This window comes from Marinifilum sp. D714, from assembly GCF_030851345.1.
Classification (GTDB): Bacteria; Bacteroidota; Bacteroidia; order Bacteroidales; family Marinifilaceae; genus Marinifilum.
The window spans coordinates 354168-366935 of record NZ_JALPNU010000001.1; the positions used below are offsets into that span (position 1 = coordinate 354168).

Annotated in this window: 10 protein-coding genes; 2 read left to right on the forward strand and 8 right to left on the reverse strand. The window is 34.8% G+C overall.

The window, feature by feature from the left end; all coding sequences use genetic code 11:
* Positions 1 to 2 precede the first annotated feature (2 nt).
* From M0051_RS01430 to M0051_RS01465, 8 genes are all read right to left on the reverse strand, one after another.
* Positions 3 to 1304, reverse strand: coding sequence for a TolC family protein (locus M0051_RS01430; RefSeq protein WP_306739769.1), 1302 nt, complete (start codon positions 1302 to 1304; stop codon positions 3 to 5).
* A 4-nt stretch (positions 1305 to 1308) separates the two neighbouring features.
* Positions 1309 to 1923, reverse strand: a complete 615-nt coding sequence (locus tag M0051_RS01435; protein WP_306739770.1) for a TetR/AcrR family transcriptional regulator — start codon at positions 1921 to 1923, stop codon at positions 1309 to 1311.
* Between the two features lie 182 nt (positions 1924 to 2105).
* Positions 2106 to 4493, reverse strand: coding sequence for an ABC transporter permease (locus tag M0051_RS01440; protein WP_306739771.1), 2388 nt, complete (start codon positions 4491 to 4493; stop codon positions 2106 to 2108).
* 228 nt (positions 4494 to 4721) lie between these two features.
* On the reverse strand, positions 4722 to 5972 hold the full coding sequence (locus M0051_RS01445; RefSeq protein ID WP_306739772.1) for a DUF1015 domain-containing protein: 1251 nt from the start codon (positions 5970 to 5972) through the stop codon (positions 4722 to 4724).
* A 114-nt stretch (positions 5973 to 6086) separates the two neighbouring features.
* Positions 6087 to 7007: a 3-phosphoglycerate dehydrogenase gene (locus tag M0051_RS01450; RefSeq protein ID WP_306739773.1), complete on the reverse strand. Its 921-nt coding sequence runs from the start codon at positions 7005 to 7007 to the stop codon at positions 6087 to 6089.
* 138 nt (positions 7008 to 7145) lie between these two features.
* Positions 7146 to 8222: a 3-phosphoserine/phosphohydroxythreonine transaminase gene (gene serC, locus M0051_RS01455; protein WP_306739774.1), complete on the reverse strand. Its 1077-nt coding sequence runs from the start codon at positions 8220 to 8222 to the stop codon at positions 7146 to 7148.
* A gap of 429 nt (positions 8223 to 8651) precedes the next feature.
* Positions 8652 to 9755 (reverse strand): glycine cleavage system aminomethyltransferase GcvT, encoded by a 1104-nt coding sequence (gene gcvT / locus M0051_RS01460; protein ID WP_306739775.1) that lies wholly within the window; start codon positions 9753 to 9755, stop codon positions 8652 to 8654.
* Between the two features lie 146 nt (positions 9756 to 9901).
* A complete protein-coding gene (locus M0051_RS01465) occupies positions 9902 to 11653 on the reverse strand; it encodes a hypothetical protein (protein WP_306739776.1) in 1752 nt (583 codons plus the stop codon).
* A gap of 265 nt (positions 11654 to 11918) precedes the next feature.
* On the opposite strand from M0051_RS01465, the gene M0051_RS01470 reads away from it, so the two are divergent.
* The gene (locus M0051_RS01470) at positions 11919 to 12398 is read left to right on the forward strand and encodes an Hpt domain-containing protein (RefSeq protein WP_306739777.1); all 480 of its coding nucleotides are present in this window, start codon (positions 11919 to 11921) and stop codon (positions 12396 to 12398) included.
* A 14-nt stretch (positions 12399 to 12412) separates the two neighbouring features.
* Complete coding sequence (locus M0051_RS01475) at positions 12413 to 12760, forward strand: STAS domain-containing protein (protein WP_306739778.1); 348 nt, start codon at positions 12413 to 12415, stop codon at positions 12758 to 12760.
* The last annotated feature ends 8 nt before the right edge of the window (positions 12761 to 12768 follow it).

Consider the following 12768-nt stretch of genomic DNA (forward strand, 5'->3'; position numbering starts at 1 on the left):
TTCTATCTAATTTCAGTTTTCCCTAATATTCTTTTGTATTCAGCAATAGACTGGCTCAGTTGAATTTGATGATACTCTCTGTTCAATTTCGCCTGCACTTCCTGATTAAGATCTTCCAAATAGTCACTTGATGTGATGATGCCATTTTCCAATTGTGATTTTGAACTTCTTACCACCTCTTCTTTTAATTCCACGATGGCATCGTCCTTGCTAATCAGAATCTCAAATTTGGAAATGTTATTCAGTTCCTTTTTTAAATCCACAAGTTGATTTTTCTTAAAACTGGATTCTTGGGTATCAATTATTTCTTTTTGGATATTAAACTTGCGTTGATTTCGCTTACTTTTTTTCCAATCAAAAATATTCCAACTGAGCCTTGCGCCTAACATGTAATAAGAATCAAACTCGTCGCTAAGTTGGTTGTAACCAGGCTGACCGTATCCCAACTGTCCAAAGGCTGTAACCACAGGCATTCTGTTCTTTTTTTCCAGTTCGATTTTTTCATTCAATAAAAGTCTTTGGTCCGAATACAATTTGTATTCTGGCCTTTCATTCAATTCATCATTTTTCAAGAATATCTCCTTACTAACTACTTCATCACTTGTGTTTTGAATATCGAAATCCATCTCTCGATTCATTAATTCAGCCAAGCTTTCAAGGGCTGATTTTTCTGCGGCATCAAACTCTTCTATTTGTTGGTTTATTAGTAAAACCTCAGATTCCATAACTTTTTGATTGGCCTCAGTCATGACTCCGCTTTTCACTGCTGAAGAAATTCTATGCAAACTTGCCAAAACCGTTTTCTTCTTCTCCTTTAAAATTGACTTGCTCTGTCGCAATAGCAGAATACTAAAATAGGCATCATTCACTCGTTCTCTTAATGCAAACATCTTAACCTCTACATTCTGAATATCAATTTCTGTAGAAATTTCGTTAAGTTTCAATTGACTTTTTGTTCTTCCGCCATTATAAATTAATTGCTCAACATCCAGATTTAAGGAGTATTGATCTTTTGGTGCTCCGAATGAATTTGCTCCCGATAAAGGACTGCTTGTTACATCAGATTGGTAACTCAGTTTACCGTTTGCATACAATTGTGGCAGATAATTCACTCTTATATTCTCAAGACTTAAATCATTGTGCCTTTGCAACAGCTCTTTTCCCTTTACCAAAGGATAGTTTTTTTGCACTTCCGCCTGAATTTGATCTAAGTTCAGTACCGCTTTTTGTCCAAAGCTTGCATGTACCACACCACCAAACAGCAGCAATAGCATACAGGTATTTTTAATCAGCGCTCCACTCATAATCTTATTTTTTAATTGATTGAATAATAAAATCCGATACCTTATCCGCCCTTGTATTCAAAATTTTATTATAATCTACATTCTTATATAATAACTCACTAGCGATAGGTTTGCCCGCAAAAGGAAATATGGATAAACTAATGATATTTAAAATCAATTCCCTCGGATCAATTTCTCTAATCACACCATCTTCAACTGCCTTTGATATTTGAGCTAAGGTTTTCTCCTTACCAAGCATTACTCCTTCAACATTTATTAGCTTTAAAATTCTGGTAGGATCCGTATTAACTTCATTCAAAATAAAATTTGGCAGAAATGGATATTCCATTAACACATTATTATAATGCTTACAGATATTTCTTATTTTTTGAAACAACTCAGAATCATCAGCTAAAAAGGTCGCTAATGGACCCGCTAATTTTTTAAATGCCTCTTCAAAAACCTGGTCAAATAATTTTTCCTTACTTCGATAATAATAATGTAACAAAGCTTTATTTATTCCTGCGGCATCAGCAATTTCCTGCATACGCGCACCGGCATACCCTTTTTGAGCGAAAATATCCTTTGCCGTTTTCAATATTAATTCCTGGGTTTCTACTGATTTTTTATTCTCTTTCATACTTTTTAACCATTTGGTTAATCTAATTATCAAAAATAAACCATCCGGTTTAACCGTTTGGTTAATGCAAATGTAGAACATTTAAATAAAGATCAAAACATTTTTCACTTTTTTTAACCAAATGGTTAAAAAAAAGAAAGAACTCTATCTATTTAGAGTTCTTTCTTAATTATAGTTCTTTATTATTCGTATCGAAGCGATTTAATAGGATTTGCATTGGCTACTTTAACCGAATGCCCACTTACGGTTACAATTGCCAACAGCAATGAAACAACCAGTGCAATTAGGAAGTAGTACCAAGGAAAATCTATTCTATACACAAAGTTTGACAACCACTTTTGCATTGCATAAAAACTTAATGGCCAAGCAATCACATTCGCAATAATTACACTTACACATAAGTTCTTACTCAACAATACAATTAAATTCATCTCTGTACTACCAAGCACTTTACGAATTCCTATCTCTTTTACCCGTTGTTGCATTTCGAAAGAAACCAAGCCCAACAGACCTAGTAAGGCAATGATGAACGCTAAAATGGTAAAGGATGTTAAAATATTAGCGACTCTTACTTCTCCTTTAAACAGTGTATTGAAATCTGCATCTAAAAAGAAATACTCAAATGGTTCACCTTTTGTCATTTTCATCCAAATTTTCTTCACCATTTTCATGCCTACCATAACATTATCGGGCTTCAGTTTCACCAACATATATCTTTGATGATATTGAGGTGTATAAGTTAAAAACATTGGCAGAATCTTATCTCTCATCGATTCAAAATGAAAGTTTTTCACCACTCCAATTATTTCAAATGGTGTACGTCCCTTATCTGAGAAATTAGGTTGATACACATTCCTTCCAACAGGACAATCGGTATAGCCCAAAGCATGTATTGCTGCCTCATTGGCAATAAAAACAGAAGTATCGGCCAACCTGTCTTTATTGAACTTTCTTCCGTCTTTCATTTTTAAATCCAGCAAATCAACAAAATTTTCATCTACATGCATCAAACGGAAATTGATCATATCTTCATTGCTGGCTCCCTCTCTATACATTGACCATCCATTTGTTCCACGACCAGGAACCATTCCTGAGAAGGAAACATTTTCAACTCCTGAATATTTAAAGAGCATTTCCTTTATGGCTTCTTTTTCTTCCACATCAAAGATATAAGCACGATCAACCACCATGATTCTTTCCTTTTCAAATCCCAACTTTTTATTTTGCATGAAATCAACCTGTTCTTTCATCACAAATGCAGAAATTAATATTCCAATAGCAACTGTAAATTGGAACACCACCAACGAAGCTCTAATTCTTTTCCCAGTCTTTCCTTTTCTTACTTCTCCTCTCAACACACTCATCACCCTAAATCCCGATAAGGAAAGTGCGGTATATGTCCCAGCAAAAAGGACAACAAATATTATTACGCCTAACACAAACAACAAGTAATCCGATTGCCACAATAAAGAAGAGGAAATATTTTTTTTGGCAATCATATTAAACGATGGCAACATCAATTCAATTAAAAAATAGGACAATATGCCTGCAAATACAGTCATAATCAATGTTTCAGCATAAAACTGCAACATTAACATCTCTCTACTACTTCCAAATACCTTTCGAACACCAACTTCATTGGCCCGTGTAAATGATCGAGCTGTAGTCAGGTTTAAAAAGTTTACACATGCCAATAGCAATATAAAAAAAGCAATTGCTGAAAAGATATAAATGTATTTGATATCACTAATTGGTTCGATTTGACCATCTGTAGTAGAATGCAGGTAAATCTTTTCAAGAGGTTCCAGGTAATATTTAAATTCATTTCCTGATTTTTCCCATTCATAAACATCAATACCAAGTATGCTCTTTAGCCTTGGTCCCATATATTTTAAGGTAAAATCTCTAAATTTCGCTTCCAGTTCTTTGTAATCTGTTCCTGGTTCCAGTAAAAAATAAGCTTGCATATAATCACTAAACCAATTATCTGCTTCTTCTGCGCTTAATTTCAAATTGCAAACCAAATTGTAATGAAAGTGAGAATTTTCCGGCACATCCTCTACTACACCTGTTACCGTGTAAAGGCTCTTTTCACCCATTCTAATGACCTTACCCAGCGGATTAGAATTGCCGAAATATTTTTTCGATGTAGTTTCTGTAATAACAATATTCCCGGAACCATGCAATGCTGTCTTCGGATCGCCATAAATAAACGGCCGATCAAATACCTCAAAAAAGGTAGAATCAGTCCTCAACAGTTTGTTTTCAACAAACTGCTTATCTTCATAAGAGAAAAGAACATTATTCCTAAAATACGTTCTAACCGCATACTTTACTTCAGGGAAATCAGACTGTGCTGCAGGTGAAAAAGGAGCACATATAGTGTTATAATCTGTTTTTCTTTCACCCATTTTAGCCCTGGTTGCAACACGGTAAATATTCTCCGATTGAGAATAAAACTTATCATAGCTCAATTCATCCTGAACAAACAGGTAAATCAAAAACACACAAGCTAGTCCAATGGCTAAACCAACAACATTTATAAAGGAATACCCTTTATACTTTTTCATATTGCGAAATGCAACCTTAAAAAAATTTAGAATCATCACACACAGATTAAGGTTATGCATCTTGATTATCAATCAATATGCCACTCCAACCAACATGTTCATTTACTGACCAATATCTACCCACACTCAATCTACCAAGTGTTCGCCTACGCACATTTAATTTTCGATTATGGACAAAAAAAGAAGGAATGCAATTGCATTCCTTCTTCTAATATATTGTGATTCAAATTAATCTAATTTATGAATCAATAAACCTGAACGAAGCTTAGGCTCGAACCAAGTTGTTTTAGGAGGCATGATGTTACCAGTATCAGCAATATCAATTAATTGCTGCATAGATACTGCATATAATGCGAAAGCAGCTTTCATATTGCCGCTATCTACACGCTTCTTCAACTCACCCAATCCACGGATACCACCAACAAATTCAGCACGTGTAGTAGTACGAAGATCTTTGATATCAAGAAGATTATCAAGAACGTGGTTAGATAAAATAGTTACATCAAGAACACCAATAGGATCCTTATCATCATAAGTACCTTCTTTAGCATTCATTTTGTACCACTTGCCTTCTAAATACATAGAGAATTCATGTAATTTACTAGGCTTGTAGATTTCTTCACCCATACATTCTACTTCGAAAGTAGCTTCCAATTTAGCCAAGAACTCTTCAGCAGTCATACCATTCAAATCCTTAACTACACGGTTGTAGTCAATAATTTTCAATTGGTTATCTGGGAAGTGTACTGCCATGAAGTAGTTGTACTCCTCATCACCTGTGTGATTTGGATTCTTAGCAGCAAACTCATCACCAATACGAGCAGCAGCAGCCGTTCTGTGGTGACCATCCGCTACGTAAGTTGCTGGAACTTTAGTTGCGAATAACTCTTCCAACTCTTTGTTGGTAGCAGGATCGTTTACTGGCCAAAAATGGTGACCGAAACCATCTTCCGCAACGAAATCGTAAGTAGCTTCTTCGTTTTTAACGATATTTTCTACGATAGCATCGATTTCTGGTACAGCTTTGTATGAGAAAAATACAGGCTCTAGGTTTGCCTTAGTGTAACGAGTAAGAATCATACGATCTTCCTCTTTATCCGGACGAGTTAACTCGTGTTTTTTAATTACACCATTTTTATAATCTTCACATGCAGCATTCGCAACGATACCGTACTGAGTACGACCGTCCATTGTTTGAGCATAGATATAGAATTTAGCTTCTTCATCTTGTTTCAACCAACCTTTTTCTTGCCACAAGTTAAAGTTAGATACTGATTTTTCATATACTTCTTCAGAGTGAACATCAGTTCCTGCAGGACAATCAATCTCAGCTCTTGTAATGTGTAATAAAGAACAATCTTTACCTTCAGCCATTTGAGCAGCCTCTTCTGAATTCATTACGTCATATGGAAGACATGCTAAATCTTTAGCGATATCTTTAGTAGGGCGCAAGCCTCTGAATGGTTTTACTATAGCCATCGTTAATATGTTTTTGTTGTGTTGTTAATTATCTTGATGAAATCGTTTGCTTACAATTTCATAAAAAAGGAAACAAGTAAACTGTTCTAGTCCCCTGCTTCCTTTTTATATTATCTAGTTTACTTTAAAAGTAGTATCTCCTTTTTCGATACAGTTCACAATTTGATTTGCACCAGCAATACCTGCATTGATATTTGCTTCTGCAGTTTGTGCACCCATCTTTTTAGGCGTAAAGAAGAAACGGCCTTCAAATTTAGCAGCAATTTCATCTTTACAGTCAGGAGCGATATCAGAAATGTATGCAAAATCCTTACGATCTTCCATCAATTTCATTAATCCTTCTTCATCAATTACTTCTTTACGAGCAGTATTTACCAAGATTCCCCCTTCTGGCATCTTGTTCAACAAGTCGTAATTAATTGATTTTTTAGTCTTGTCGTTAGCAGGAATATGCAAAGAAATATAATTACAAGTACTATACAATTCTTCAACAGATTCAACAACCTTAACACCATCAGCTTCGATTGCTTCTTTAGCTACAAATGGATCGAAAGCATAAACTTCCATTCCAAAACCTATAGCAATTTCGCCAACGTAACGACCTACGTTACCATAAGCATGGATACCAATTTTCTTACCTCTAAGCTCAACACCAGCTTTTCCGTTGTAACCATTTCTTGCTAAGAATACCATCATTCCTAACACCAACTCAGCAACAGCGTTTGAATTCTGTCCTGGAGTATTCATAGCTACAATTCCTTTTTCAGTACAAGCTTCTAGGTCAATATTATCGTAACCAGCACCAGCACGAACGATAACTTTAAGATTTTTAGCAGCCTCAATAACTTCACGTGTAGCTTTATCACTTCGGATAATCATTGCATCAACGTCAGCTACTGCAGCCAATAGATCAGCCTTATCAGTATAAGATTCCAACAAAGCCAACTCGTAACCTGCGCCTTCCACAACTTCTCTGATACCATTAACGGCGGCAGGAGCAAAAGGCTTTTCGGTTGCAATTAATACTTTTGTCATTTTATTTGAAAATTAGAATTAAAAAAATAAAATGTCATTGCCAGCCAAATCGAAGTAATTCGGTAGAATTACTTTAGTCGTTCCTCATGCATCTGAATGACGAAAAGCAGGAAATAAATCCTGCTCATCTAGATTTAATTATTTTACGTGTAACGCTTCAAATTCTTTCATGCAGTCAACCAAAGCTTGTACACTTGCTTTTGGTAATGCATTGTATGTAGAAGCACGGAATCCACCAACCGAACGGTGTCCTTTAATACCAGACATACCTCTTTCAGTTGCGAATGTGAAGAATTCTTTTTCCAACTCTTTGTACTCATCAGCCATAACAAAACAGATGTTCATCAATGAACGATCTTCTTTGTTTACAACAGTACCTTTGAACATTGGATTACGATCGATTTCATCGTATAGAACCGCTGCTTTTTCTTCGTTCATTTTTTGCATTGCAGCAACACCACCCATTTCTTTGATCCACTTCAAAGTTTGAAGGGCAGCAAATACTGGTACTACTGGAGGAGTATTGAACATTGATTCTCCTTTAATGTGAGTTCTGTAATCCAACATTGTAGGAATCTGACGGTCAACTTTACCTAAAATTTCATCTTTAACAATCACAAAAGTAACACCTGCTGGAGCAAGGTTCTTTTGAGCACCTCCATAAATCAATGCATACTTAGATACATCAACCGGACGAGAGAAGATATCTGATGACATATCAGCTACCAATGGTACATTGATATCCATGTCTTCTTTAATCTCAGTACCATAAATGGTATTGTTAGTAGTAATGTGGAAATAATCCGCATCAGCAGGAATTTCGTATCCTTTTGGAATGTAATTGTAAACAGCTTCTTTCGAAGACGCTACTTCTACAACCTCACCAAAAAGGTTAGCTTCTTTTTGAGCTTTGTTTGCCCAAGCACCTGTGTTAAGGTAAGCTGCTTTCTTTCCCATCAAGTTGTAAGGAATCATGCAGAACTGAGTAGATGCACCACCACCTACAAATAAAACTGAATATCCCTCAGGAATGTTCAATAATTCTTTGAACAATGCGATAGCTTCATCCATTACAGCTACGAACTCTTTGCTTCGGTGAGATACTTCCATAACAGAAAGACCTGTACCAGCAAAATTTTTGATAGCTTCAGCAGTTTTTTCTACTGTAAAATCTGGAAGGATTGAAGGGCCTGCAGAAAAGTTGTGTACTTTCATTTTTTCAAACGTTTTAATTTTTTGTATTATTCCATATCCTGAGGCAAATTTGCAAATAAAAATTTATTTAGAAATGATTTTAGTTCTTAATTTCTATGTTTTTCAACAAATAAATAATCATTTCCCCCCCCTTCATATAGATTAATATTTACAGTCTGAAAAACAGCAATTTAACCCACAGAAAATATTTTATTTTCGTTCTCTTTTTTGTCATATTGATGGTAATACTTCTAATTCTGCATGCTTTCTGCAAGAACAACATGAGATTTATCACCCAAAGAAAGCTCAGAAACTATCATTTTCACCTCTTCACATGCTTAAAAGAGAAAAACAAATGTAAGAATTTATGTTATAACTCTCTTTCTATTTTCACAAAAAAAGCAGATACTTTTACAAGTACCTGCTTTTAATATATCTCGAAATTGAAAATTATCCTTTATAGAAAGGGATTTTAACAATTTTTGCTTTTAGTGCTTTTTTACGAACACGGATGAAGATTTCAGTATCTGCTTTGTAAAATCCTTCTTTTACATATCCCATACCAATTGCTTTGTTTACCATTGGAGCCATTGTACCAGAAGTAACTTCTCCAATTTCGTTTCCTTCAGCATCTTCAATCTTATATCCTTGACGAGGAATACCTCTGTCAATCATTTCAAAACCTTTTAGTCTACGCTTAGGTTTTTCTTCTTTTTGTTTTTCGAAGAATTCACGATCGATAAAATCATTACCTTCAACAAATTTAGTAATCCAACCCAAACCTGCTTCAATAGGCGTGTGATTGTCATCGATATCATTTCCATATAAACAGAAACCAACTTCAAGTCTTAAGGTATCGCGAGCAGCTAAACCAATTGGCTGAATACCGAATTCTTTCCCTGCTTCCATTACAGCATTCCAAAGTTTCTCACCATCTTCGTTTGCTACATAGATTTCACATCCTCCTGAACCAGTATAACCAGTTGTTGAGAAAATAGCATTTTCGATTCCTGCTACAGTAGCTTTCTTGAAGGTGTAATATTCCATATCTTCAACTGGAACATCAACAATTTTCTGCATTGCTTTAAGAGCTAATGGACCTTGAACTGCAAGCTGACAAATTTCATCAGAAGCATTGTACAACTCCTTGCCAACTTCTAAGCCCATCTCTTCTGCATTCTTACAACACCAGTTCCAATCTTTCTCGATATTTGCAGCATTAACTACCAAAAGATAAGTTTCTTCATCAATTCTGTACACCAACAAATCATCTACGATACCACCTTCTCCATTTGGAAAACAGCTGTACTGTACTTTTCCATCAGATAAAGCAGCAACATCATTTGTTGTAAGCTTTTGAACAAAACTGAAAGCCTTTGGTCCTTTTACCCAAAACTCTCCCATGTGAGATACATCAAAAACACCTAGTTTTTCGCGAACACAAACGTGCTCATCTTTAACTCCAGTGTATTCAATTGGCATGTTATAGCCTGCAAATGGTGCCATTTTTGCACCTAGTTCTTCATGAAAACTAGTGAAAGCTGTTCTTTTCATTGTATTTTGTATTTAAGGCAATATCAAGTAATTGAGCAAAATCAATCCCATTAATATTTACCTAAGAAAAAACTTAGTGAATTATGTTTGCGTTATTGTTAGTGCAAATGTAGAAAATTTTCTCAGATAAAAACCCAATCCTTAAATTACTTTACCCCTCCTGTTTTCTTTGCAATTCCCAATCGATACCCTCCTTTAAAAATCACAACAAAAGCATCGTGAACACCACAAGAATCACGATATTTAGCAGCATCTTCGAAAGTTGGAAAACCACCAATAGTATATTTGTGCCAACCTTCAACATATAAGTGTTCTATAACATCTCCTCCTTGATATCTCTGAAATAAATCTTTTGGTCCCATTTCCTTTTTGCAGGCAGCAATCTGAACTCTGTAAACAAAATCTTCTTGCACCAGCTCTTCCTTCATTTTTATCTCTTCAATTACCTCAGGCTGTTTCTTTACAGGAATATCTGGAACAATGATTGGCTTAGTCATTTCAGGAGTACTCATTTTTTCATTCTTCATTTCATTTGGAACCTCTTGAATGCTTGCATGCGCAAGGATAATAGGCTCATCAACCTTATTAAGAAATTCCTTTTCTCTATAGATATCAAATCCTCCTACTCCACCTGATCTTTCCGATGCAAAATAGAATCGACCAGTTTCATCTTCAAAATAGGTAATGTCGTTGTCGGTACTGTTTATCGGGAATCCTAAATTTTTAGGTCGTCCCCATTCTCCTGATTCTTTTCTTTCACACCTAAAAATGTCATACCCCCCAATAGAGTTATGCCCTTTGGAACTGAAGTACAAATTATTTCCATCCTTAGTTACAAAAACATCACTCTCGTCATATTCTGTATTAATATCTCCACCAATGTTCATTGGTTTCGACCATTTTCCATTCTCCTCTTTTATACAGTAATAAATATCACAGCTACCGAATCCACCCTTTCTATCACTAATAAAGTAGACTTCCTTGCCATTACGACCTATACTCACCGAACTTTCCCTGGATCTACTCTCATTTATAAACTTTAAAGCTTTTCCTATTCCCCACTTATCTTTTAATAGTTTCGCAAAAAACACATCTCCATTTCCTTCTCTTCCAAGGTAAACTATTGGAGCCTCGTCTATAAAAGACATTAAAGCAAGATTGGTTTTACTTGGTGTATTTACCGATACATTATAAATATTCCCAGACGTATCATTTGCAAAAATTTTCTCATAAAACTTTTGATCTTCCAATGATCTGGAGTTCTTCTCATCTCCCCTCCTTGAACTAAAATAGAAATCACTCCCATTCCAAACAGGATTGAACTCATCATATGCAGAATTCACCTCATTTATCAATTCTATTTCCTTACCTGACTTATTATCTATAAGTTGTTTTCCATTTTTACACTCATCAATTCGCTTTTCACTTAATGCTATTAACTCTCTTTTGTCCTTGTAATTATTCTGCTGAATTAATTCAATATTGATTTTAAATTGTACAATTGCCTTATCAAAATCGTTACTATACTGATATGCCATTCCAAGTAAGAAATAAATATCTTCACTTATATCTGGATTTAACTTTTGTGCAGATTTTAAATATGTCAATGCCTCATTTCTGGGCCCAGAAATCAAATAACACACTCCTAAATTATAATTCAATTCAGCATTTTTAGAATTCAATTGATACGCCTCCTTTAACGATGGGATAGCCAGATTCACAAAACCTTTACCTTTTTTTCCAAGTTCGATTGCATGCAAAATATTCTTGTAAGCAGGCTTTCTTTCCTTGTCACCTTCAAGGTATTCCGATTTTTTAACATGCAATAAATCTTGAGCATGAATGGAGGCATAAAAAGTAAGAAGAAAAACAGATAGGATGGTAAATTTCCAATTCATAGAGGTAGTAGTTTATAAACGATTCGTGTTTTAAAGGTAACAGATACAAATTTATATTTTCTATACACTAATACTGATAATAAAACAAAATGTTTCCCAAAAACAGAAAAGTATAGTAAAAACACACATTAAACAACAGAACTTTATGCGTCTTCTGAATCTTAATACAGATAGGTAATTTGAAAATAAATTAGTATCATTGCAATATTATATGAAGTGAAAACCACACAGATTTACAGGGCTTTTAAATTACTCTTGTTGGTTTGTGATTATTATTTTATCCTACAGAATGACTCAAGGAGAACAACTCACCGATTTATCCTATTTAAAGGAAATGTCTGGTAACGACATTAACATTATCGAAGAAATGATCGAAATATTTATCGAGCAAATTCCTGAATTTACAGAGGAGGTTTCGAACTATTTTGAAGCACAAAACTGGCAGGGATTAGGAGCGGTGGCTCACAAAGCAAAATCATCAGTTCGAACGATGGGAATGGATAGTATTGGAGATTGTTTGGAACAATTAGAGCATTTTTCAAAAGGAAATCTTAAATTTGAGTTACAGATAAAAAAAGAAAAGGGTTTTGAATTAAGTCCTGAAGATGAAAAGAATTGGAGCAACGTGATGCACGAAACGACTAATGATGTTGAAATGAAGCACATTCCTGACTTGGTTGAGTGTTTTCTATCAAAATGTCCGCTAGCCGTTAACGAACTTAGATCAAACCTAAAAAAACTTTAAACCATACTTGAGCCATGAATATTGAAACCAAAAACATTGACTCTGTTACAATAATGAAACTTTGCGAAACCAATCGTTTGTATGCTTTAAACGCAAGCCTTGCAAAAGATAAGATGAATGAAGTTTTAACTCAACCACAATCAAGACTTGTTGTTGATTTTGAAGACATTAATTTTATTGATAGTTCTGGATTTGGAGCACTTATTTCTGCTTTGAAAACCTCTAAGGAACATCAAAGTAAAATAAAGCTTTGTAATATCAATAAAGATGTAATGGAATTGATTGAATTAATGCAATTGGATTCTATTTTTGAAATATTACAGGATCCTACCGCTTGTGTAAATAGCTTCTCGGCAGAATAATAAGCCAA

What these genes read in the sequence shown, in the direction of transcription:
- M0051_RS01430 (WP_306739769.1), bottom strand. Translation starts at nt 1,304, where the DNA reads ATGAGTGGAGCGCTGATTAAAAATACCTGTATGCTATTGCTGCTGTTT.
- M0051_RS01435 (WP_306739770.1), bottom strand. Translation starts at nt 1,923, where the DNA reads ATGAAAGAGAATAAAAAATCAGTAGAAACCCAGGAATTAATATTGAAA.
- M0051_RS01440 (WP_306739771.1), bottom strand. Translation starts at nt 4,493, where the DNA reads ATGAAAAAGTATAAAGGGTATTCCTTTATAAATGTTGTTGGTTTAGCC.
- M0051_RS01445 (WP_306739772.1), bottom strand. Translation starts at nt 5,972, where the DNA reads ATGGCTATAGTAAAACCATTCAGAGGCTTGCGCCCTACTAAAGATATC.
- M0051_RS01450 (WP_306739773.1), bottom strand. Translation starts at nt 7,007, where the DNA reads ATGACAAAAGTATTAATTGCAACCGAAAAGCCTTTTGCTCCTGCCGCC.
- serC (WP_306739774.1), bottom strand. Translation starts at nt 8,222, where the DNA reads ATGAAAGTACACAACTTTTCTGCAGGCCCTTCAATCCTTCCAGATTTT.
- gcvT (WP_306739775.1), bottom strand. Translation starts at nt 9,755, where the DNA reads ATGAAAAGAACAGCTTTCACTAGTTTTCATGAAGAACTAGGTGCAAAA.
- M0051_RS01465 (WP_306739776.1), bottom strand. Translation starts at nt 11,653, where the DNA reads ATGAATTGGAAATTTACCATCCTATCTGTTTTTCTTCTTACTTTTTAT.
- M0051_RS01475 (WP_306739778.1), top strand. Translation starts at nt 12,413, where the DNA reads ATGAATATTGAAACCAAAAACATTGACTCTGTTACAATAATGAAACTT.